This window comes from Caulobacter sp. SRI_008 (assembly GCF_057586355.1).
This window is the reverse complement of record NZ_JBYCZS010000009.1, coordinates 23,693-45,147: the sequence shown is the minus strand read 5'-3', so window position 1 is coordinate 45,147 and position 21,455 is coordinate 23,693. Positions and strand designations below refer to the sequence as shown.

The following is a 21,455-nucleotide window of genomic DNA, read 5'->3' as shown; positions in this document are numbered from 1 at the left end:
CAGCGGATGAGCGACGCCGACAGGGAAAGAACACGGTGGTTCCTGCGGACCATCCTGCCCCACGAGCCGGCGCTCAGGGGCTGGCTGTCGCGCGCCGCCCCGTCCGGCATGGACCCGGAAGACGTGATCCAGGAGGCCTACACCATCCTGGCCGAGCTCGAGACGGTGGAGGGCATCCGTCACCCCAAGGCCTATCTCTTCCAGGTGGCGCGCTCGGTGATCATGCGGCATGTCCGCCGGGCCCGCATCGTTTCCATCCACGCCGTCGACGATCTGGAGCGGCTCGATCACCCCGACGACGACGCTTCGCCCGAGCAGCGGACCATCGATCGGGACGAGCTTCGCCAGCTGGCCCGGGCCATAGCGGCCATGCCGCTCAAGACCCGCGAGGCCTTCGTGCTCAGGCGGGTGAGGGGGCTTCCGCAACGCGAGATCGCGGCGCGGATGCGCATTTCGGAGAATACGGTCGAAACCCACATTTCCCGGGGCGTCCTGTTCTTGATTGATTGGTTCGGTCGTGGCGGAAACAGGCGGGCCCAAACCTCTAAGTACGCGGAACCGGAGATTGCCCCGCGAGATGGCGAAACGAGACACCAGTCGCGACATTGACCAGGCGGCGTCGCAATGGACGGCGCGACTGGACCGCGGTCCGCTGACTGCGGAGGAAGAGGCGGGTCTGCAAGCCTGGCTGGGCGGGGATCCGCGGGCCAAGGGCGCGCTGCTGCGCGCCCGGGCGCTGTCGATGATGAGCGAGTCCGCCCAGGCCCTGGGCGAGCGCTTCGACCCCGTCGCGTTCGAGGCGATCGCGGCTCCGCCGCCGGGCCGGTCCCGTCGTCAGGTCCTGCTGTGGGCCGGAGGCGCGACCGCCGCGGCGGCGCTGGGGGCCCTGGGCGTCGGCGTGGCGACCGCCGGAACCGTGGTCCGCACCCGCCGGGGCGAGATCCGCCTGACGCCTCTGGAGGACGGCTCCAGCGTGCTGCTCAACACCGACAGCCGCATCCGCATCCGCTACGACCGGGGCGAGCGGCGCGTGGCCCTGCTGGAGGGCGAGGCCTATTTCTCGGTGGCGCGCGACGACGACCGCCCCTTCGTGGTCGAGGTCGACGGCTGCCGGCTGACGACGTCCCAGGCCGGCTTCAGGGTGCGCAGGCTCGACCGCGCGCCGGTCGAGGTGCTGGTCAACCAGGGCCGGGTGGACGTCGCGGGCGGATCGGGCCTGGCCCTGGCCGCCAACAGCCGCATGGCCCTTTCCGGCCCCGCCGCCGGGCGGCCTCAGCGCCTGGCGCCCGAGACGGTGACGCGCGAGCTTGCCTGGCGCGACGGCAAGCTGGCCTTCGAGGGCGAGCCCCTCGCCGAGGCCGCGGCGGCTTTCGCCCGCTACAGCGACACGACGATCGAGGTGCGCGATCCCGTCCTGGCCCGCGAGCCGGTGACCGGCCTCTTCGCCGCCAACGACCCGGTCGGTTTCTCCCGCGCGGTGGCCCGTGTGTTCGACGCCCGGATCGAGGTCGAGTGTCGCGGCGTCGTCCTCACCCGCGCCCCGGCCTCCTGACGGCTCATTCCGCGAAAGTTTTGTGAACGATAGCGGAAGCCCCCGGGCCGGCGGCTCTCAACGGCGAACGTCGCGAGCCGAGCGACGATTGGGGGCTACCAGCCGATGCGTTCTCTTCACTCCGTCCTGACCTGCGGCGCCGCCGTCTGCGCGCTGTCGATCGCCATGCCCGCCCAGGCGCAGGAGCGCGTGTTCGATATTCCGGCCCAGCCGGCGGTGCGCGCCATCCCCGAGCTCGCCCGCCAGGGCCAGGTGCAGATCATCGCTCCGGCTCGCGGCCTGGAAGGCGTCCGCACCCCGGCCGTGAAGGGCAGGATGGATGTCCGCACCGCCCTGGCCCGCCTGATCGCCGGTACGCCGCTGCGCATCGACTCCGACGACGGCCAGATCATCACCCTGCGCGCCGAAGGGCAGGGCGGGGCGCGTCCCTCGGCCGGCGCCGGCGTGGTGCGCGGCCGCGTGCTCAACACCGTGACCGGCGAGTTCGTACGCAACGCCGAGGTCCGCGTCGTGGGCACGCCGATCGTGGCCTACACCGAAGCCGGCGGCGACTTTCGCCTGGTCGGCGTTCCGGCCGGCGATCTCACCGTCGTGGTGAAATACGCGGGCCTGCAGGAGGCCCGCGCGGCGGTCAGTGTCGCGCCCGGCCAGATCTCGGCCCTGAACTTCGAGCTCGCGGCCTACGCCGCGGCCGGCGACGAGGTCGAGGCGATCACGATCACCGCCAAGCGCGACGGCGTCGCCAGCGCCATCATGGAGCGCCGGGCCTCGACCAACGCCAAGAACGTCGTCGCCGCCGACAATTTCGGCGCCCTGACCATGGGCGACGTGGGCGAGTTCATGAAGAACATGCCGGGCCTGTCGCTCGACTACACCGAGGTGGACGCCTCCGCCGTGCGCATCGGGGGCCTTGATCCCAAGTACTCGACCTTCACGACCGACGGCGCGCGGATGGCCACGGCCACCTCCAACAACAACGCCGGCCGGCAGAACTCCTTCGAGCAGATGTCGATCACCGGCGTCGACTCGATCGAGCTCAACAACACCCTGACCGCCAGCATGGACGCCGACTCCCCCGGCGGCGCCATCAACCTGCGCTCCAAGTACGCCTTCCAGCGCAACGGCCGCCTGCTGCGCTTCCAGGTCGGCGGCGTCGGCACGTCCGACTCCGGAACCACGCGGATCTATTTCCCCGACGACGAGAAGCACGCCCGCATCTTCCCCTCGGCCCAGATCGGCTATGGCGACGTGTTTCTGGATGGCCGCCTGGGGATCGCGTTCAACGCCAGCTACAACGCCAACTACGTCCAGCAGGACCGCATCCAGACCGACTGGTCCTATCTCGCCAACGGCCGGGTCATGCCCTACCAGGTGATGTGGCGCCCGGGCCCGAAACTGACCCACCGCCAGGCCGCCAATCTCAGCGTCGACTACAAGATCACCGATAAGCTGGCCTTCAGCCTGCGCAGCAACTACTCGTTCTATGACGTCGAGTATTTCAACCAGTACACCTACCTTATCTTCGGAACCTCGACGACGTCGCAGACCTCCGCGGACTCCACGCCGACCCACATCGTCGTCAATCCGAACGGGACCAACACCCGGCTGCACACCCAGTATTCGCACCGCTACGCCGGCACGCCGTCGTGGCTGGTCGCGCCCAAGCTGGAATATCGCGGCGACACCTGGGAGGCCGTGCTGCGCGGCAGCTACGCCGCCTCGGAGTTCAATTTTCGCGACAACAGCAAGGGCTTCTTCCAGCGCACCGACAGCTATCTGACGCGGATCGGCTTCACGCTGGACCGCGCCTCGGAGGACTCCAACGTCTGGACGCTGAAGCAGACCGCGGGCCGCTCCTGGAGCGACCCGACCAGCTTCAACCGCGACGACGACATTGGCAACAACATCCGCACCGCCGAGTCCGACGCCAAGAACAACATGTACGGCGCCTATTTCGACGTGAAGAAGCGGCTCGAGGTCGGCGTCGTTCCGGTCACGCTGCTGGCCGGCTTCGGCGGTCGCAGCAACGACTGGCGCACCAACGAGGGCTCCTACCAGCAGTTCCAGTATGTCGGCCCGACCGGCGACCTGACCCAGAAGTCGCCCGAGGCGGTCATCCCCTGGACCCAGGGTTACCAGTTCAAGATCCTCGGCTTCGACGCCGGGAACATGAACGCCCAGGGCTGGCGCGCCGACAGCAACTACGGCGTCTACGACATCTACCAGGCCCACCCCGAGTACTTCGTCGCCGACACGGTGGGGAACCTCAAGCGCCGGCTCGACAACAACAAGCGCATCCAGGAGGACATCACCTCGGCCTATTTCGAGGTCCAGCCGCGCTACGGCCGCGCCAAGTTCGATCTGGGCCTGCGCTATGAGAAGACCGAGACCACCGCGCGCATCGCCGACATCCGTCCGGCCAAGGAAGTCACCGCCGCCGGTCTGTCGACCAGCACGGTCGCGGGCCTGCTCTACCAGTACCACAACGGCGTCTACACCACCCGCCACGGCGAGTACGACGACTGGTTCCTCAGCGGCGGGGCCAAGTACGAGTTCACCAAGCGGCTGGTGGGCCAGCTGGCCTTCAGCCAGTCGATCCTGCGTCCGGACTACGCCAACCTCGGCGGCGTGGTGGCCGTCGACGACAACAACCTGATCGTCACCGTGCCCAACCCGCTGCTCAAGCCCGAGCACTCGACGAAGTACTATGCGGGCCTGCAGTACTTCCTCGAACCGTCCGGCGTCGTCGGCGTGTCGGTCTACCAGCTCGACATCCAGGACATGCAGGTCACCGGCATGACGGTCGATCCCGAGGACGTCGGCTACAGCGCCGGCGACTATGTCGGCTACACCTTCCGCAGCGCCCAGAACCTGCCGGGGACCAGCACCAACAAGGGCCTGACCCTCGAATATGACCAGCAGCTGACCTTCCTGCCGGGCATGCTGCGGGGCTTTGGCCTGCGCGGTTCGGTCACCCGCGTCGATCCCGACGGCGAGCGGGTGAACATGCCCAAGGTCTCGGCCAACTGGGGCCTGCGCTACAGCTACGGGCCGTTCGACTTCCAGCTGACCGGTAACTCGCAGTCGAAGTACCGGACCAGCGCGCTCAGCAACACCCCGACCACAGCCGCCAACGGCATTCTCTACCACGCGCCGCGCGAGCTCTGGAACATCAGCGCCAGCTACAAGATCAACAAGCAGTTCGAGGTGATGCTGGCCGGCCGCAACATCTTCAATGCGCCCGACGTCGTCTATTCGAACATTCCCAGCCGCGTGCAGCAGTACAGCATCTACGGCTCGATGTGGAACATCGGGGTCAAGGGCTCCTTCTGATCCGCCGCCTCAAGTCATCACGTTCTTCGGAGGACCGGACATGGTTCTGAACATCGATCGCCGCAGCCTCGTGCTCGGCGCGGGTCTGGGTCTCGGCGCCTTGCTGCTGCCCGCGGGCGCGGCCCTGGCCGCCGGTCTCGCCGGCGCGACCGGCTTCACCCACAACGTCGCCAGCGGCGAGCCCGCGGCCGACTCCATGCTGCTGTGGACGCGCTACGTTCCCGATGCCGCCGCCGACGTCGTGCGCCTGCAGGTCGAGGTGGCGCGCGACCAGGGCTTCGCCCGCATCGTCTCGGGCGCCGTGGTCCGCACCGGCGCCTATCGCGACTGGACCGCCAAGGTCACGGTCGACGGCCTCGAGCCTGGAACCGTCTACTGGTACCGCTTCGTGGCGCCGGACGGGACGCGCTCGCCGGTCGGCCGCACCAAGACCCTGCCGGAGGGGCAGGTCTCGCGCTTCAACCTGGCGGTCTTCTCCTGCTCGAACCTGCCGTACGGCTACTTCAACGCCTATGGCCACGCCGCGGCGCGGACGGATCTCGATCTGTGGCTGCACGTCGGCGACTACATCTACGAGGGCCCCGGCGTGCTGCGCGAGGGTTTCGAGCCCGACCGCGTGCCGCTGCCGGCCAACGAGATCCTGGCCATCGCCGACTATCGCCTGCGCTACGCCAGCTACCGCGCCGATCCCGACCTTCAGCGCCTGCACCAGATGGCCCCGATGGTCGCCCTCTGGGACGATCACGAGTCGTCCAACGACAGCTGGGAGGGCGGGGCCCAGAACCACCAGCCGGCGGAAGGCGACTGGAACCTGCGCCGGGCCGCGGCCATGCAGGTCTATCGCGAGTGGATGCCGGTCTCGGACGAGCCGTGGAAGGCCTATCCGATCGGCGCCCTGGCCACCCTCTACCGCACGGAATCGCGCCTGCTGGCCCGCACCCAGCCGGCCGACATCGGCGCGACCTTCAAGGCGACCGATCCCGACGCGGCCCTGAAGTCGTTCCGCGACGGGCCCTGGCGCGATCCCTCCGCCACCATGCTGGGCACGACCCAGGAAAGCTGGCTGGCTCACGCCTTCAAGGCCAACGCCAGGACCACGGCCTGGCAGTTGGTCGGCATGGGCACGATCATCGGCCGCACCATCATGCCCGCCGACGCCGTCGACTGGCTGAAGCCGGACACCAGCGAGCGCAAGGTCGCCGGCTACCGCAACAACATCCGCGCCGCCAGACAGGGCCTGCCGATGTGGATGGACCGCTGGGACGGTTATCCCGAGGCTCGCGCGCGGCTCTTGAAGGCGGCCCAGGCCGCCGACGCCGACCTCGTCATGCTGGCCGGCGACAGCCACAACGCCTGGGCCTTCTCCCTGGTCGAGGACGGCCGTCCCGCCGGCGTGGAGTTCGCCGGCCACAGCGTCACCTCGAACGGCCTGGAGGGCGACATGGGCGCCGATCCGGCCGTGGTGGCGCGGGGCTTCATGGCCGCCAATCCGGAGATGAAGTGGGCCGACACCAGCCGCCGCGGCTACATGATGATCGAGGTCACGCCCCGTCGCGTGACCGGCGAATGGCTGTTCATGAAGACCATCAAGACCCGCGATGCGGAGGTGGCGGGCTCGCACCGCATGTCGGTCGAGCGCGGCCGGCGGATCCTGGCGGCCTGATCTTGGCGGCCTGATCCTCAGAGCCAGATGGTGTTGGGGCCGTCCACCGACGGCTCCAGCGCCTCGCCCTGGTAGAGGCGCGTCAGGGGCGTGGTCACGCGGTCGGTGGGCCCGGACTTGAACCGAGGGCCTCCGAAGGCGGCGATGGTCGCGTACTGCCGCTCCAGCGCGCGGCGGTCCTGGACCGCGACCGGGCGCACGAAGGCCATGATCGCCTGCCGCTTCAGCCAGGCCGGCGCGCGGCCCTTCGGCGTCGTCCAGCAGCCGAAGCCCCGGAAGCGGTCCTGCGTCTCGGGCACGAAGAAGGCCGTGGCGCACAGGGTCAGGCTGTCCTTCTTCTCCCAGCGTCCCTGGAACGTCACCGGCGGATAGTAGCGGCCGACGCTGCGCTGGCGATCGCCCTCCAGCAGCCGCGACATCCAGCCTCGGTCGGGCTCGTCCTGCTCGTAGACCACCTCCACGCCGTCGGTGTGCTGGATCACCGTCTGGCGCACGGCCTGCCGCTTGCCGCTGACCCGGATCAGGCCGTCGTGGACGAAGTTGGTGTGGAACGGGTCGAGGATGTTCTCCAGCGCGTCGAGGGCGCGGGCCTTCCACGGCGGCTGGCTCCACCAGAAATGATCGTGGTCGGGGTCGCCCAGCAGCGGCGGCAGCACGAGGTCCGGTTGCTCCGGATCCGGCTCCAGCCGCACGAACACCGCCCCGTGCCGCTCGACCAGCTCGATCCGCCGCGCGCTCAGGCGGTCGGCATTCACCGCCTCGCTGGTCCCGGGGATCTCGACGCAGCCGCCCGAACCGTCGAACCGCCACCCGTGATAGGGGCAGCGGATCGCGCCATCGACTACCTTGCCGTCCGACAGCGGATAGTTGCGGTGCGGGCAGCGATCCTCCAGCGCCGCGGCCGCGCCCAGGGCGTCGCGGAACAGCACCAGCGGCACGCCGGCCAGCTGGCGCGCCAGGGGCTTTGCCGTCAGCTCGCGGGACAGACAGACGGGCAGCCAGGTTCGGGTCAGGCCGGCGGGGAAGGGCGTCATCCGGCGGCGATCCTTTCCAGGGTCGGGGTCAGGGCGTCGAGGGCCTTGGCCAGCAAGGCGTAGCCCGCCCGCCGCCAGGGGGGAAGGTGCTCGTCGAACACCATCTGGTGCTCCAGCGCCGGCGTCGCGCCCCGGTGGCGCTTGAAGGCCGCCGCGCCGGCCGAACCGTTGACCGCCAGGCCTTGCTCGACGGCGTGCTGGACCGACAGCGCCATGGCGATCCGGAACAGGCCCTCGACCTCGGGCCGCGTCCGGTCGTGGCCCAGCATCGGCGTGGCCAGTTCGCCGCCGCAGGTCTGGTCGGCGGCGAAGGCGACGATCTGGCCCGACGTCGCGCGCACCAGCGACAGGCGCAGCACCCCGGACGTGATGGCGGTCGCCAGCGCCGCCGCCGTGTAGCGTGGATTGGCGCCGGAATACTTGGCGATATAGACGCCGGTATAGAGCGCCAGCAGCCGCTCGATCTCCTCCGGCGTCGGCCTGGCGTCGGTCTCGACCGTGAACCCGCCGGCCGCCGTCAGAGCCAGGTCACGCCGGACGTCGCGGCGCGGCGCCCATTGCCGCTCCGGATCGGGCAGGCGCCAGATCAGCCGGCTCAGCAGCGGCCGCCCGCCGGCCGCCTGCATCCGCGCCAGCAGGCCGGCGTGATCGACGGCGTTCAGGCTGCGCCAGACGATCGTCCGGTCGGGATAGGCCGTCCGCAGCGCCGCCAGCGCCTCGCCCAGTTCCGCGCCGTCCCAGCCGCCGTGCAGGCTGGTCGAGAACAGCAGGTGGTTCACATAGACCGCGTCGTCGGCCCGGGTGACCCGCAGCAGGCCCTCGGCCAGCCATGACGCGGCCTTGGCCGCCAAGGCCTCGCCGCCCTTCAGTTCGCGGTCGACCTCCTCGCGCAGCGTCTGGCCGTAGGTGACGCTCGGCGCGGTCAGCCAGCAGGCCTGCCGCCCTTGCGGGACGACCAGCGTCAGCGCCCGGTCGCGCAACTGCAGCGCCGCCAGGTCGAACCGAGCGTTCTCCAGCGCGCCGGCCGGCCCAAGAGCCGCCAGGGCGCGGGCATAGACGCCGACCGCCGGATCGCCCCAATCCAACGCCGGATCGTCCACGGTCGCGACCCGCACCGCGCTCACGCCGGGTCTCCGTTCCACTCGATGTCGGCCGTCATGGCGGCGGCCAGCGTGCGGCCGGTCGCCAGCGCCTTCAGGCCGAAGGCCGCGCTGTCGGCCAGAGCGCCCAGCAGCGGCGCCCGGTCGCCCGGCGCGGTCAGCACGTCGCGACCGTCGCGCCGCAGGGCGTTCCATTCGGTCAGACGTCGTTCCCGCAGCGCTGCCGGCAAACCCAGCAGCCACAGGGCCGGCGCGACATGCAGCGGCGGCGGATCGCTCGGCTCGACGAGCGGCCCGTCCGCCAGGAAGGCCTGGCCGAACGCGGCGCTTCGCTGGAACAGGTGCACGCCGCTGGTCGCCCGCGGATTGCACTCCAGCAGCCACGGCCGTCCCTCGGCGTCGAGGATGACGTCGCAGGCGAACTGTCCGTCACCCACGATCCGCTCGGCCAGCCGGGCGGCGAGGTCCCGCAGCACCGTCACCGTCTCGGCCGGCGGCGCGACGAACGCATAGCTGGCGCCGCCCCGGTCGCGCCAGGCCGAGCCGTAGGTGCTGAACGCCGTCAGCCGCCCCTTCCGCGCCACGGCGTAGAACGACACCTCGGTCCCGACCAAGCAGGTCTGCGCCACCCACGGCCGCTCGGGCGAGATCGGCAGGGCCGCGACCTGCTCGGCCGTTGGCCGGATCATGGCATGGACGCCGAAGCGGGAATATTCCGGCTTGAACACCAGCTCGCTCGCCGGCGGCAGGCCGGCCAGATCGGCCGGGCTGGTCAGGCTCCAGGTCTGTGGAACCGGCAAGTCTTCGGAGACGCAGGCCTCCGCGAACAGCCGCTTGGAATGCAGCCTTCGCAGCACCGCGAACGACGGCGCGAACAGCGTCGCCGCCAGGGTCGGCCGCCGCTCGGCCAGCGCCGCCAGATGGAACACCTCCTCGCAGGTCGGCACGACCAGGGTCGGCGTCAGCGTGTCGATCAGGTCCTCGACGTCGTGGGCGAAGGCCTCGGGCCGCGTCACCGGCGAGGCGTAGGCGTGCACCGCCTCGGGCGCCTTCGACAGCCGCGCGGCCCGTGATGGGCTGCAATCGGCCATGCGCACGCGGGCACCAGCCGCCCGGAACGCGCGGGCCAGGTCCAGCGCCGCCGGCGCTCGCGCGCCGGTGATCAGGACCAGCGGCGCGCCGCTCACGCCCGCCACCGCACGCGCCGCCGCTTGGGCCGCGTCTCGACCTCGGCCGAGATTTCCGCCGCCACGGGCCAGTCCACGCCATGCGTCGCCAGCAGCGCCTCGATCGCCGCGCGGGCCGGCGCGACGTGCGCGGCCTCTTCGACCAGCGCCCGAACCCCGCCCGTCGAAGCCTCCGCCCGCCACGGCGCCAGCGGCGGCAGAGCGGCCTCCAGCGCCGCTTCGACCTCGCGCGGAAAGATCATCGTTTGGCCCGACCGCCAGACGTCGCCGACGCGGCCCTCCACCGGCCGGATCGCCAGCCGCGGCGAGCCGCAGGGGCAGGGCGGGGCCGGCTCGATCAGGTCGTCCAGCCGCACCCGCACCATCGGCTGGGCCGTGCGGCGCAGGTCGGTGACGATCGGCCGAAAGCGCGTCCCGCCCGGCAGGGGATCGCGCTCGACGATCAGGTTCTCCTCGTTGAGGTGCAGGGTCCCCAGGCGGCACGGCGCGCCGAGAAAGCCCTCGGTGGCCTGATAGAGCGGCGCGGGCCGGCGGCCGAAGGCTCTGGCCAGGACCTCGCCCTCGCGCTCGCCCATCGGCTCGGCCCCGTAATAGAGGCCCTCCAGCCGATCGACCCAGCCTCCCGTCTCGCTCAGCCACGCCAGTCCAGCCAGCACGTGCGGCGGGGCCACCAGATGCGTCGGCGCGAAGGCCCGCAGGGCGGCGGCCTGGGCCTGCGGGCTCTCGTCCAGACCGATGAAGGCGAAGGCCGCGCCGGCGCCGCCGATATCCTCGTAGAGGCTGTTGTTGGCCCGCAGGATCAGGGCGGCGCGGATCGGGGCCAGCAGCCGTGTCGGCGCGATCAGCTTGCCCAGCAGGGTCCCGATGTAGTGGTCACGCTCGGCCGGAGTGGTCAGGAACACCCCACGCGCGCCCTCGCTGCCGGTCGAGAACCCGGCTTGCGCTCCGCCGGGCAGGGCGATCTCGCCCCCATCCTCCGCCGCCTGCGCCGCCGCAAGGATCGAGGCTGTGTCGAGCCTCAGGCTGTTCCAGGCCGAAAGGTCGCCGCGTAGTTCCGCCGGCTCGCGCACCGGAAAGTCTTCCAGCGGCCGCCCGGCCAGGGACGTCAGCGCGGGCGTGCGGGCCAGGGCCGGGGTGAGCCGCCGCCACAGCCGGGCCTGCCGCCGCTCAAGCGCCACCCGGTCGCGCAACGACCGCTCGGCCAGCCGCGCGTCCAGATAGGCGGCGGCGATCCGACCGGCGCGGGCCAGGCTCAAGGGGCCTCCGCGGTCGCCGCCGCCTCCCGGCAGTGCGACGGGGTCAGCACCACTTCGGGCGCCCGCGCGTGCAGGGCGTGCAGGTCGCTCAGGGTCGCGCGATAGCGGTCGGTGCGGCCCAGCAGGGCGGTCGTGAAGGCCGGGGGCGGCCGGTTCTCGCGGATCGCCTTCAGCGACCAGGCCGCGTCGCCGACGAAGAACCACAGCCGATCATCGCTCCCCCGCGCCGCCAGCCCCCAGTGGCCGGGGCAATGGCCGGGCAGTTCGACGGCGATCAGGCTGCCGTCGCCCAGCAGGTCGGCGCCGGTCTCGAACGGCGCGAGCTCGGCGGGCAGGGCGCAACGCGGCCGGTCCTCGAAGAACACCGCCCGCGCCTGGACATCGGCCGGCAGCAGCCCGGCCAGCAGTCCCCGCCGCACGCCGGCGAACCGGCCCAGGCCCTGGATCTGCTCCAGCCCCGCGCGGGCGCAGAGGATCTTCGCCTTCGGAAAAGCCGGCAGGCCCGCGATGTGGTCGCCGTGGAAGTGCGAGACGATGACGCCCTGGATGTCGTCCGGCGTCAGGCCGAAGCGCCCGATCTGACGGGCGACCGGTTCGTCCTCGCCAAGGGTCACGGGCGTGGCCAGCGCATAGAGCTTTTCGGGCCAGCGGCGGGTGGCGCGAAAGAAGGCCGGGTCGTAGCCGGTGTCCCACAGCAGCGGCCCCGCCGTCGGGTGCAGGATCAGGGCGGTCAGGGCCGGGAAGTCGACGGGGCACAGGCTGCCGCCGCGCAGGGCCGCGGCCTCCGGATGCACGCAGGCGCCGGCCTTCAGCAGGTGGATCTCGCAGCGCACGGCGGTCATGCCCGCGATCCTTCGGCCCAGCGGCGGGCCAGTTCAAGGGCGGCGGCGTGGGCGTCGTGGCGGGGCGCCCAGCCGAGGTCACGCCGGGCGGCGGTCAGGTCGAAGGTCTGGGAGAAGGCCAGGGTCGCCGCGCCGTAGCGGGTGATCGGCGGCTCGGGCCGGCCGGGCAGAATGGCCGCGACGCCCTCGGCCAGGGTCGCGCCGGCGTAAAGCAGCGGCCAGGGCGCGGACACCAGCCTCAGCGATCGTCCGGTCGCCGCCGCCAGGTCGAGGGCGAAATCCCGCACGCTGACTGCCGTTCCGCCCGAGACGTTGAACGCCCGTCCGCCGATCGCCGCGCGCCGCTGGTCGGCCAGCACCAGCGCCTGGGCCGCGTCGCGCACGTCGGTCAGCTCGACCAGCGCCAGCCCGCCGCGCGGCAGCGGCGCGCGGCCCCGAGCGACCAGCGCCAGCAGGCGCGGCAGCAGCACCTTGTCGTCCGGCCCCACCAGGGCGCGCGGCCGCACCGAAACCGTGAAGAAGTCCGGCCCGTTGGCCGCGAGCACCAGCCGCTCGGCCGCCAGCTTGGTGCGGGCATAGGCGTTCATCGGCCGCGCGGCCGGGGCGTCGGCCTCGGTCAGGTTCAGCCGGTCGCGCGGCTCGGTGTAGATCGACGGCGAGGAGACGAAGACCAGCCCCTCGCAGCCGGCGGCGCGGGCGGCGGCCAGCAGGTCGCGGGTCATGCCCACATTGGCCCGTTCGAAGGCCTCGTCCGGTCCCCAGGGGCTGGACAGGGCCGCCGCGTGGAAGACCACGTCGATGTCCCGGCAAAGCTCGGCGGCGCGACCCGGATCGGCGACCAGGTCGGCCTCGATCGTCTCGACGCCCATGGCGCGCAGGCGGGCGACAGCGCCGGCGTCGCGCCCCGTCGCCCGCACGGCGTAGCCCTCCGCCAGCAGGGCGGCGGTCAGGGCCAGGCCCAGGCCGCCCGTGGCGCCGGTGACGAGCGCCAGGCGCATCAGACCCGCAGGACCATCGCGCCGATGCTGATGCCGGCGGCCGTGCCGACCAGCAGCACGCTCGAGCCCGGCGTCAGCCGCCCGTCGCGCCAGGCGCTGTGCAGGGCGGTGGGAATGGAGGCGGCGATCTGGTTGCCGTGCTCGCCGAACACGTCGACCACCCGGGCCGGATCCCCGCCGACCAGCTTGCGCAGGTGATCCAGGCCCGGCCGGCTGGCCTGGTGCGGCACGATCAGGTCGACGCCTTCACGGTCGAGGCCGGCGTCCTCCAGCACCTTGTCGATCACCGGCGGCAGCCGCTTGGCGGCGGCCTTGAAGATGCCGAACGGGTCCATGTGGAACTTGGCGGCGTCCTCGAAGGCCTCCAGCCCGTCCTCCAGCCGCACGCGCGAGCCGCCGGCCTTCAGGGTGGCCAGGTCCCGGCCCTCGCCATAGCTCTCGAACCGGCGGGCCAGCAGGGCCGGACCGTTCGCGTCGTCGCCGGCCTCCAGGCAGGCCGCCGCGGCGCCGTCGCCGAAGATCGCGCTGGCCGTCGGCTGGCGCCAGTCCAGCCCCGCCGAGGCGATGTCGCTGGAGACCACCAGGGCCCGGCGCCAGCGCCTGGTGGCGAACCCCATGGCCGCCACGTCCAGCGCCGCCAGGAACGACAGGCAGCTCTGGTTGACGTCGAAGGCGCTGATGCCCGAGCGGCCCAGGCCCAGGGCCTGCTGCACCAGGATCGAGGTGCCGGGGATCGGCTGCTCCATCACCCCGCCGGCCCCGATCAGCACGTCGAACTCGCCATCGGCCCAGCCGGCGGCGGCCAGGGCGTCGCGCGCCGCCGCAGCCCCCATCATCGAGGCGGTCTCGTCGGGCGAGGCGAAGCGGCGCGAGGTGAGGCCGAACTGGGATTGGGTGAAGCCGGCCTCACGCCCGTAGCGGGCGTCCAGCTCGTCGGAGGCCAGGGCCAGTCGGGGTTCGTAGACGCCCAGGCCGCACAGCCGCAGCGGCGTGAAACCAGACATTACGCGACCCTTCCAAAGCGCTACAACAATCAACGCTTAGTCGCATGCACTCGCGTCCGCAACGCGGCGCAATGCAGGCGCGCAAACAAAAAGGCCTCGCTTTCGCGAGGCCTTTCCGTAATTCCGAAGCCGGAAGAAGCGCTTAGCCGCGGTTCTCGACGTCGATGTAGTCGCGCTGAGTCGAGCCCGTGTAGAGCTGACGCGGACGACCGATCTTGCGGGTCGGATCCTCGAACATTTCCTTCCACTGGCTGATCCAGCCGACGGTGCGGGCCAGGGCGAACAGCACGGTGAACATGTTGGTCGGGAAGCCCATCGCGCGCAGGGTGATGCCCGAATAGAAGTCGATGTTCGGGTACAGCTTGCGCTCGATGAAGAACGGATCGCTGAGCGCGATCTTTTCCAGCTCCATGGCCACTTCGAGCAGCGGGTCGTTGATGCCCAGCTGGCCGAGGACCTCGTGGCAGGTCTTCTGCATGACCTTTGCGCGCGGGTCGAAGTTCTTGTACACGCGGTGGCCGAAGCCCATCAGCTTGTGCTTGCGCGCCTTCACGCCCTCGATGAACTCGGGGATCTTGTCGACCGTGCCGATCTGCTCGAGCATCTCCAGGGCTTCCTGGTTGGCGCCGCCGTGCGACGGGCCCCACAGGCAGGCGATGCCGGCGGCGATGCAGGCGAACGGGTGAGCGCCCGACGAACCGGCCAGACGGACGGTCGAGGTCGAGGCGTTCTGCTCGTGGTCGGCGTGCAGGATGAAGATGCGGTCCATGGCGCGGGTCAGGACCGGGTTCGGCTTCCAGTCCTCGGCCGGGACCGAGAAGCACATGCGCAGGAAGTTTTCCGAGTACGACAGGTCGTTGCGCGGCGACACGAACGGCTGGCCGATCGTGTACTTGTAGGCGCGGGCGGCGATCGTCGGCATCTTGGCGATCAGGCGATGAGCGCTGATCTCACGCTCGCGGGCGTCGTCGACGTTCATGCTGTCGGCGTAGAAGGCCGACAGGGCGCCCACGGCGCCGGTCATGACGGCCATCGGGTGGGCGTCGCGACGGAAGCCTTCGAAGAACCGGTCGAACTGCGCGTGCAGCATCGTGTGGTAGGTGATGTTGTTCTCGAACTTGGCCAGTTCGGCGGCCGTCGGCAGTTCGCCGTTCAGCAGCAGGTGGCAGACTTCGAGGAACGACGACTTCTCGGCCAGCTGGTCGATCGGATAGCCGCGGTGCAGCAAAACGCCGGCGTCGCCGTCGATATAGGTGATCTTGCTCTCGCACGACGCGGTCGAGGTGAAGCCCGGATCGAAGGTGAAGTGGTCGCTTTCGCCATAGACCTTGCGGATGTCCAGAACGTCCGGACCCGTGCTGCCCTTGAGGATCGGCAGGTCGTAGCTCTTATCGCCGATCGTCAGCGTGGCTTTGTCGGTCATGCGAGAGACCCTTTCAATAATGGAACGATCAGTCCAGTTTTGTATTTCGCGGCTGCGTTATAGCGCCTCATGCGCGCGACGCCAGCGCGTCGTCAAGACGCCCCAGCGACTCGTCACGACCAAGGGCGGTCATGATCTTGTTCAGGTCAGGCGCCTGGGCCCCGCCGGTGAGGATTCCGCGCAGCGGCGGGCCGAACTTGCCGAAGCCGACAGCCTCCGATTCCGCGAACGATTTCAACAGCGTCTCCAGCTCCGAAACGCCCCAGGCCGAGGCGGCGGCCAACTGGTCACGAAGTCGTGCGAGGCGCGCGACCGTTTCCTCGGAAAGCTGCTTGGCGGTTTTTTCTTCGAGGGCCAGCGGGCGCACCTTGAGCGCGAACGCCACGTGTTCGCCCAACTCCAGGATGGTCTTGGCGCCTTCCTTGACCTGCGGAACGGCGCCGGCGATGCGGGCTTCCGCGTCGGCCGGCAGGTCCGTCCCGGCGGCGGTCAGGGCCTTCAGCGTCAGGGCGGTCAGGCGGGCGTCGTCGGCCTGGCGCAGGTGCTGGCCGTTGATGAAGTTCAGCTTGGCCCAGTCCAGGCGGGCAGGGGCCTTGACCACGTCCTTGACGTCGAACCAGCTGATCGCCTGCTCGTCGTTGAACACCTCGTCGTCGCCGTGGCCCCAGCCCAGGCGCGCCAGGTAATTGCGCATGCCCTCGGGGATGTAGCCCATGTCGGCGAACTCGCCGACGGCTTGCGCGCCATGGCGCTTGCTGAGCTTGGCGCCGTCGGGGCCGTGAATCAGCGGGATGTGGCCGAAGGCCGGCACGGTCCAGCCATTGGCCTGATAGATCAGGGTCTGGCGGGCGGCGTTGTTCAGGTGGTCGTCGCCGCGGATCACGTGGGTGACGCCCATGTCGTGGTCGTCGACCACGACGGCGAGGTTGTAGGTCGGTGCGCCGTCAGCGCGCAGCAGGACCAGGTCGTCCAGGTCGGCGTTGTTGAAGGTCACCGGACCCTTGACCTGATCGTCGACCAGGGTCGTGCCCTCGGTCGGACCCTTGAAGCGGATGACGTGCGGCAGGGTGGGATCGTTGGGCGGCGGGGCGTCGCGCCAGGGCGAGCGCAGGGCCGGCCCGCCGGCTCGGGCCAGTTCGCGCGCGGCGGCCAGCTCCTCGACGGTCATCCAGCAGCGATAGGCGCGGCCGGCCGCCAGCATCTCCTCGACGACGGCCCGATGGCGGTCGGCGCGGCTGTACTGGAAGACGACTTCCTCGTCGGACTTCATGCCCAGCCAGTCGAGGCCTTCGAAGATCGCGGCCACGGCCGCTTCGGTCGAACGCTCGCGGTCGGTGTCCTCGACGCGAATAAGGAACTTCCCACCCGTATGGCGTGCATATAACCAGTTGAACAGCGCCGTTCGGGCGCCGCCGATATGCAGGAAGCCGGTCGGCGACGGGGCGAAGCGGGTGACGACGCCGCTGGGGGCGGGGGAGGAACTGGACATAGGCTTCGAAGCTGACGGTCTGGAGGCCGCGGGGGCGGCGGGAGGCTCGGCGGCTGCGCGCGACGCAGGCGCCGGCCGCTGGGCGGCGCGTCTTAGCACGGCCGTTCGAAGGTGTCCTAGTCCCGCAGCGCTCGCTTCACAGGCGATCGATGAGGCAAGGCTCAACGCGGGCCGCTGGATGCTGTGGGCGCCGGTCGCCTTCGGCCTGGGCGCGGCCGGCTATCTGGAGCTGAAGGTCGAGCCTTCGTGGTCGCTGCTGGCCCTGGTCGCGCTCGCCTTGGCCGTGCTCGCGGTCTGGAGCCGCGGCTGGCCGCGCTGGAGCGGCCTGGCGATTCCCCTGACCCTGGCCGTCTTCGCGGCTTCGGGCGCCTTGGCCGGCAAGGTCCGCTGTGACCGGGTCGCCGCGCCGGTCATGCCGGTCGAGCGGAGCGTGCGGGTCATCGACGGCTTCGTCGTCGACGTGGTCTCGCCCGGCGCGGCCGGACCGCGCCTGCTGGTCGCGCCGGTGTCGATCTCACGGCTGTCGCCGGAGGCGACGCCCACCCGAATCCGCGTCAGCCTGGCCGAAGGCGAGGTCGCGCCGCCGCCCGGTTCGGCCCTGCGCCTGAAGGCCATGCTGTCGGCCCCGCCGCCGCCAGCCGCGCCCGGGGCCTACGACTTCGCCCGCGACGCCTGGTTCAACGGCGTGGGCGGCGTCGGCTTCGTGGTCGGCCAGATCGAGGAGACCGCGCTCGACCCGCCGCCCTGGCGGCTGCGCCTTTCCATGGCCATCAACGCCGTGCGCTGGGATCTGGCCTCCCGCATCGTCGAGCGGCTGGGGTCCGACAGCGGCGGCATCGCCGCGGCCATGGTCACCGGCCACGAGGCCTGGGTGACGCCCGAGCAGACCGAGGCCATGCGCGCCTCGGGCCTGGCGCACATCCTCTCCATATCCGGCCTGCACATGGCCATCGTCGGCGGTTTCGTGTTCGCGGCCGTGCGGCTGCTGATCGCCGCCTGGCCGTGGGTGGCCCTGCGGGTGTCGGGTAAGAAGATCGCGGCCGTCGCCGGTCTCGCGGCCGTCGGGGCTTACCTGATCATCTCCGGCGCGCCGCCGCCGGCGCTGCGCGCGGCGATCACGGCGGCCGTGGCCTTCCTGGCGATCCTGGCCGACCGCCAGGCCGTCAGCCTGCACGGCCTGGCCCTGGCGGCCCTGATCATCCTGGTCGCCCAGCCCGAGTCGGCCGGCGCGCCCGGCTTCCAGATGTCGTTCGCCGCCACCGCCGCCCTTGTGGCCCTCGCCGAGGCCTGGCCGCGCCAGCCGCGCGAGATCTCCGTGCCCTGGCCGATCCGCTTCACCCAGGCCGCCATGGGCTGGCTCGCCATCAGCGTCGGCGCCAGCTTCGTGGCGGGCATGGCCACCGGCCCGTTCGCCATGCAGCACTTCAACCGCGTCGCCGTCTGGGGGCTGCCGGCCAATCTGGCCGTGTCGCCGCTGTCGTCCTTCGTGATCATGCCGTTCCTGGCGGTCGGCGCCGTGCTGGAGCCGCTGGGACTGGGCGCGCCGTTCCTGGCCGTGGCCGGCTGGGGCATCGACGCCATGACCGCCATCGCCCGCTGGTTCGCCGGCGCGCACGGCGCCCAGCAGGTCGTGGCGAGCGGCCCGCCGTTCACCCTGGCCCTGTCGTTCCTGGGGATCATGCTGCTGTGCCTGTGGAAGGGCCGGTTGCGCTGGCTGGGCGCACCGCTGGCCCTGGCTGTCGCCCTTTGGCCGCGCCCGGCGCCGCCCGACCTGTGGATTTCGGCAGACGGCGCCACGGCCGCCGCGCGCCGGGGCGGGGAGGCGGTGCTGCTGCGCCCGGACGCCCGCCGCTTCGGCGCCGATCTCTGGGCCCGCCGCCGGGGTCTGACGCCCATCGCCGGCAAGGACTTCGCCTGCGACCGCGTCTCCTGCGCGCCGCTCGCGTCGGCCCCGGTCGCCGTCGGCCTGTCCTGGACCCGCCGCGCGCCCGATTTCGCGGGCTTGCAGCGCCTTTGCGCCGGCGCCCAGGTGGTGGTGGTGCGCGGACCCCGTCCTGCCGTCCTGCCGGCGACTTGTCACGACGCCGTCGTGCTGGCGGGCGAGGATTTCGCGGCCGGCGGTTCGGCCGAGCTCTGGCGTCGCCGCGACGGCTGGTGGATCGTCTGGGCCCAGCCCCTGCGCGGCGCGCGACCCTGGGTGGCGACTGCTGACAGGAATGCGCAAGAACCGGGCGGATAGTCGCGGCCGGCAGCCGTAAGGACTCGCGCCCCGTACTGAAGGAAGACCCGATGACCGACGCCTCGCTGTTCGCCGCCAAGTTCGCTGGAAGGCGAGCCGCTTTCCGCGCCCTGCACGCCGACGGCTTCTTCGTGCTGCCCAATCCGTGGGACGCCGGCGGCGCGGTCCGGCTGCAGAAGCTGGGCTTCAAGGCCCTGGCCTCGACCAGCGCCGGCATGGCCTGGTCCTGGGGCCGCGCCGACGGCGAGGTCACGGTCGATGAGGTGCTCGAGCACCTGCGCGCGCTGGTCGCCGCAACCGACCTGCCGGTCAACGCCGACTTCGAGGCCGGTTTCGCCGACAGCCCCGAAGGCGTCGCCGCCAATGTCGCCCGCGCCGTCGAGACCGGCGTCTCCGGCCTCTCGATCGAGGACCGCACCGGCAAGGATCTCTACGACCTGCCTGACGCCGTCGCCCGCATCGCCGCCGCCCGCGCCGCCATCGACGCCTCCGGCCAGGACGTGATCCTGGTCGGCCGCACCGAAGGCTTCCTGATCGGCCGCGACGACCTCGCCCCGACCATCGAGCGCCTGGTCGCCTATGCGCAGGCCGGCGCCGACTGCCTCTATGCGCCGGGCGTGACGAAGTACGACGACATCGCCGCCATCGTCGCGGCCGTGGCGCCAAAGCCGGTCAACGTGCTGCTGTGGGGACCGGACATGAAGCTCGCCGACCTGCCGGGCCTGGGCGTGCGCCGCGCCAGCACCGGCGCGGCCCTGGCCGCGGCGGCCTGGGCCGGCTTCGACGCGGCGGTCAAGGCGCTGGCCGGTCTGGATCGCTGATCAGCGGACAGTGATGTCCGGAGCGCCGCGACGGATGCGGTATTCGAGCGTGATCAGCAGATCGCGGCCGGCGGTCGGCCGTCCGTCCCGCGTGACGGCGTCCACGTCGTGCCTGGCCAGCAGCTTGAGGGCGGCCAGACCAAATTCGGGGCTGTTTGACGGCGTCACGTTCAGCACGGTGCAGTTCGTCAACACGCCCTTGCCGGCGATCGTGCAACGCGCCTGGACGTCTCCAGTCCTTCCGACCCGCATGGCGCGATCGGGATAGAAGCCGCCGAGCGGGCTGGAGGCGTGGAACCCGATGTCCGCCAGCGTCAGCGGCGGCTCGGCCGCCGAATTTTCGGCCGCCGGCGCTTGCAACGCCAAGGCCAGCATCACTGCGATCAACGCGATCATCCCCTCTGGCATCCCCTCTGGTTGTCGATCTTGGCTAGGACGCTTTGGGGGCGAAGTTCAAGGGCGCGGACCTGCCAGGTTCGCGCTCCTGCGCCGTCATCGGTGCGGTTCGGCGGGCTGGCCGGCGAGGTCCAGCGACCAGATCTGGTCGACCAGGTCGTGGCCGAACTGGCGGCCGGGCGCCTCGTGGGTCAGGGTGAAGCCGGCCTGCTCGTAGAGCCGGCGCGCGGCGGTCAGGACGCTGACGGTCCAGAGGTCCAGCCGCGCATAGCCCAGCGCCCGGGCGCGTTCGACGCAGGTCTCGACCAGCCGCCGGCCGACGCCCAGTCCGCGGGCCTGCGCCTCCACATAGAGCAGACGCAGCTTGGCCACGCCGGGCGCATCGCCGCGCACCAGGAAGATCGAGCCGACCATCCGGCCGCCGGCCTCCGCGATCCACGCGTCGTCCCGGGCGGGATCGAACTTGTGGTGGAAGTCGGCCAGGATGCCGGCCACCAGGGCCTCGTAGTCGCCGTTCCAGCCGTGTTCGCTGGCATAGAGCACCGCCTGGCGCGAGGCGACCAGGCCCAGGTCGCCGGGCCGCAAGGCCCGCAGCACGACCTCGGGCGCGCCGCTCTCGAACACCTCGTTGATGGCGCCGGCAGCCTCGAGCAGGCGCGCCCGCTGCAGCGGATGCAGCCCCTCGATCAGGGCGCCGACGCTGGCGCGGGTGTTGGCCTCCAGGGCGGCGAAGGTCGCGCGGCCTTCATCGGTCAGGCTCAGCAGCTGGTGGCGGCCGTGGGCCGGGTTCTCGCGCGCCGTGACCAGGCCCCGTTCGGAAAAGCGCTTGATCGTACGGCTGACCTGGGCGGGATCCAGGCGCAGGGCGCGGGCGATGTCGGCGGCCATCGGGTCGGTCCGGTTGGCCAGCTCGTAGAGAACCCGCGCCTCGCTCAGCGTGAACGGGCTGCCGTCATAGCTGGCGTCCAGCAGGCCCAGGCGGCTGGTGTAGACGCGGTTGAAGGCCCGCAGGGTGGCGACGTCGATGTCGTGCTGATCGGTCATGCGGCCTCCAATGTTGATTGCGTCAATATTGGAGTTTTGTTGACTGAGTCAACACTGGCCGGTCGGGCGGCCAT

Annotated in this window: 17 protein-coding genes; 6 read left to right on the top strand and 11 right to left on the bottom strand. The window is 71.2% G+C overall.

Going from position 1 to position 21,455, the window contains the following annotated elements; translation table 11 throughout:
- The first annotated feature begins 6 nt into the window (after nucleotides 1-6).
- The 4 genes from AC2YHT_RS09810 (at nucleotide 7) to AC2YHT_RS09795 (ending at nucleotide 6,548) form a co-directional block, all read left to right on the top strand.
- Nucleotides 7-609, top strand: a complete 603-nt coding sequence (locus AC2YHT_RS09810) for an RNA polymerase sigma factor (protein WP_487289455.1) — start codon at nucleotides 7-9, stop codon at nucleotides 607-609.
- Nucleotides 578-1,552: a FecR family protein gene (locus AC2YHT_RS09805; protein ID WP_487289454.1), complete on the top strand. Its 975-nt coding sequence runs from the start codon at nucleotides 578-580 to the stop codon at nucleotides 1,550-1,552. Before AC2YHT_RS09810 ends, AC2YHT_RS09805 begins: the two co-directional genes overlap by 32 nt.
- A gap of 105 nt (nucleotides 1,553-1,657) precedes the next feature.
- Nucleotides 1,658-4,885: an outer membrane beta-barrel protein gene (locus AC2YHT_RS09800; RefSeq protein WP_487289453.1), complete on the top strand. Its 3,228-nt coding sequence runs from the start codon at nucleotides 1,658-1,660 to the stop codon at nucleotides 4,883-4,885.
- Nucleotides 4,886-4,925: 40 nt separating this feature from the next.
- A complete protein-coding gene (locus AC2YHT_RS09795) occupies nucleotides 4,926-6,548 on the top strand; it encodes an alkaline phosphatase D family protein (protein WP_487289452.1) in 1,623 nt (540 codons plus the stop codon).
- Between the two features lie 17 nt (nucleotides 6,549-6,565).
- On the opposite strand, the gene AC2YHT_RS09790 is transcribed toward AC2YHT_RS09795, so the two are convergent.
- The 9 genes from AC2YHT_RS09790 to gltX all read right to left on the bottom strand — a co-directional run bounded on the left by AC2YHT_RS09790 (nucleotide 6,566) and on the right by gltX (nucleotide 16,881).
- On the bottom strand, nucleotides 6,566-7,582 hold the full coding sequence (locus AC2YHT_RS09790; protein WP_487289451.1) for a Rieske 2Fe-2S domain-containing protein: 1,017 nt from the start codon (nucleotides 7,580-7,582) through the stop codon (nucleotides 6,566-6,568).
- Nucleotides 7,579-8,706: a hypothetical protein gene (locus tag AC2YHT_RS09785; RefSeq protein WP_487289450.1), complete on the bottom strand. Its 1,128-nt coding sequence runs from the start codon at nucleotides 8,704-8,706 to the stop codon at nucleotides 7,579-7,581. Before AC2YHT_RS09785 ends, AC2YHT_RS09790 begins: the two co-directional genes overlap by 4 nt.
- On the bottom strand, nucleotides 8,703-9,878 hold the full coding sequence (locus tag AC2YHT_RS09780) for an ATP-grasp domain-containing protein (RefSeq protein WP_487289448.1): 1,176 nt from the start codon (nucleotides 9,876-9,878) through the stop codon (nucleotides 8,703-8,705). Before AC2YHT_RS09780 ends, AC2YHT_RS09785 begins: the two co-directional genes overlap by 4 nt.
- Nucleotides 9,866-11,125, bottom strand: coding sequence for a cell division protein FtsA (locus AC2YHT_RS09775; protein ID WP_487289447.1), 1,260 nt, complete (start codon nucleotides 11,123-11,125; stop codon nucleotides 9,866-9,868). Before AC2YHT_RS09775 ends, AC2YHT_RS09780 begins: the two co-directional genes overlap by 13 nt.
- Nucleotides 11,122-11,967, bottom strand: coding sequence for an MBL fold metallo-hydrolase (locus AC2YHT_RS09770; protein ID WP_487289446.1), 846 nt, complete (start codon nucleotides 11,965-11,967; stop codon nucleotides 11,122-11,124). The genes AC2YHT_RS09775 and AC2YHT_RS09770 overlap by 4 nt, the downstream gene beginning before the upstream one ends.
- The gene (locus tag AC2YHT_RS09765; RefSeq protein ID WP_487289445.1) at nucleotides 11,964-12,965 is read right to left on the bottom strand and encodes an NAD-dependent epimerase/dehydratase family protein; all 1,002 of its coding nucleotides are present in this window, start codon (nucleotides 12,963-12,965) and stop codon (nucleotides 11,964-11,966) included. Before AC2YHT_RS09765 ends, AC2YHT_RS09770 begins: the two co-directional genes overlap by 4 nt.
- Nucleotides 12,965-13,969: a 3-oxoacyl-[acyl-carrier-protein] synthase III C-terminal domain-containing protein gene (locus AC2YHT_RS09760; protein ID WP_487289443.1), complete on the bottom strand. Its 1,005-nt coding sequence runs from the start codon at nucleotides 13,967-13,969 to the stop codon at nucleotides 12,965-12,967. The genes AC2YHT_RS09765 and AC2YHT_RS09760 overlap by 1 nt, the downstream gene beginning before the upstream one ends.
- A 142-nt stretch (nucleotides 13,970-14,111) precedes the next feature.
- Nucleotides 14,112-15,392 carry a citrate synthase gene (gene gltA / locus AC2YHT_RS09755; RefSeq protein WP_487289442.1) on the bottom strand — a complete coding sequence of 427 codons (1,281 nt, stop codon included), beginning with the start codon at nucleotides 15,390-15,392 and terminating at the stop codon, nucleotides 14,112-14,114.
- Nucleotides 15,393-15,459: 67 nt separating this feature from the next.
- The gene (gene gltX / locus AC2YHT_RS09750; protein ID WP_487289441.1) at nucleotides 15,460-16,881 is read right to left on the bottom strand and encodes a glutamate--tRNA ligase; all 1,422 of its coding nucleotides are present in this window, start codon (nucleotides 16,879-16,881) and stop codon (nucleotides 15,460-15,462) included.
- A 178-nt stretch (nucleotides 16,882-17,059) separates the two neighbouring features.
- Between gltX and AC2YHT_RS09745 the strand changes: the two genes are divergently transcribed.
- Both AC2YHT_RS09745 and AC2YHT_RS09740 read left to right on the top strand, forming a co-directional pair.
- On the top strand, nucleotides 17,060-19,120 hold the full coding sequence (locus tag AC2YHT_RS09745) for a ComEC/Rec2 family competence protein (protein WP_487289440.1): 2,061 nt from the start codon (nucleotides 17,060-17,062) through the stop codon (nucleotides 19,118-19,120).
- Between the two features lie 50 nt (nucleotides 19,121-19,170).
- Complete coding sequence (locus AC2YHT_RS09740) at nucleotides 19,171-19,941, top strand: isocitrate lyase/PEP mutase family protein (protein WP_487289439.1); 771 nt, start codon at nucleotides 19,171-19,173, stop codon at nucleotides 19,939-19,941.
- Here the strand turns inward: AC2YHT_RS09740 and AC2YHT_RS09735 are convergent, their stop codons facing one another.
- Entirely contained in the window at nucleotides 19,942-20,337 is a 396-nt protein-coding gene (locus AC2YHT_RS09735; RefSeq protein ID WP_487289437.1) for a TonB family protein, read from the bottom strand.
- 96 nt (nucleotides 20,338-20,433) lie between these two features.
- Nucleotides 20,434-21,381, bottom strand: a complete 948-nt coding sequence (locus tag AC2YHT_RS09730; protein WP_487289435.1) for a bifunctional helix-turn-helix transcriptional regulator/GNAT family N-acetyltransferase — start codon at nucleotides 21,379-21,381, stop codon at nucleotides 20,434-20,436.
- Nucleotides 21,382-21,455: the final 74 nt, after the last annotated feature.

What these genes read in the sequence shown, in the direction of transcription:
- AC2YHT_RS09810 (WP_487289455.1), top strand. Translation starts at nt 7, where the DNA reads ATGAGCGACGCCGACAGGGAAAGAACACGGTGGTTCCTGCGGACCATC.
- AC2YHT_RS09805 (WP_487289454.1), top strand. Translation starts at nt 578, where the DNA reads ATGGCGAAACGAGACACCAGTCGCGACATTGACCAGGCGGCGTCGCAA.
- AC2YHT_RS09800 (WP_487289453.1), top strand. Translation starts at nt 1,658, where the DNA reads ATGCGTTCTCTTCACTCCGTCCTGACCTGCGGCGCCGCCGTCTGCGCG.
- AC2YHT_RS09795 (WP_487289452.1), top strand. Translation starts at nt 4,926, where the DNA reads ATGGTTCTGAACATCGATCGCCGCAGCCTCGTGCTCGGCGCGGGTCTG.
- AC2YHT_RS09790 (WP_487289451.1), bottom strand. Translation starts at nt 7,582, where the DNA reads ATGACGCCCTTCCCCGCCGGCCTGACCCGAACCTGGCTGCCCGTCTGT.
- AC2YHT_RS09770 (WP_487289446.1), bottom strand. Translation starts at nt 11,967, where the DNA reads ATGACCGCCGTGCGCTGCGAGATCCACCTGCTGAAGGCCGGCGCCTGC.
- AC2YHT_RS09765 (WP_487289445.1), bottom strand. Translation starts at nt 12,965, where the DNA reads ATGCGCCTGGCGCTCGTCACCGGCGCCACGGGCGGCCTGGGCCTGGCC.
- AC2YHT_RS09760 (WP_487289443.1), bottom strand. Translation starts at nt 13,969, where the DNA reads ATGTCTGGTTTCACGCCGCTGCGGCTGTGCGGCCTGGGCGTCTACGAA.
- gltA (WP_487289442.1), bottom strand. Translation starts at nt 15,392, where the DNA reads ATGACCGACAAAGCCACGCTGACGATCGGCGATAAGAGCTACGACCTG.
- gltX (WP_487289441.1), bottom strand. Translation starts at nt 16,881, where the DNA reads ATGTCCAGTTCCTCCCCCGCCCCCAGCGGCGTCGTCACCCGCTTCGCC.
- AC2YHT_RS09745 (WP_487289440.1), top strand. Translation starts at nt 17,060, where the DNA reads ATGCTGTGGGCGCCGGTCGCCTTCGGCCTGGGCGCGGCCGGCTATCTG.
- AC2YHT_RS09740 (WP_487289439.1), top strand. Translation starts at nt 19,171, where the DNA reads ATGACCGACGCCTCGCTGTTCGCCGCCAAGTTCGCTGGAAGGCGAGCC.
- AC2YHT_RS09735 (WP_487289437.1), bottom strand. Translation starts at nt 20,337, where the DNA reads ATGATCGCGTTGATCGCAGTGATGCTGGCCTTGGCGTTGCAAGCGCCG.
- AC2YHT_RS09730 (WP_487289435.1), bottom strand. Translation starts at nt 21,381, where the DNA reads ATGACCGATCAGCACGACATCGACGTCGCCACCCTGCGGGCCTTCAAC.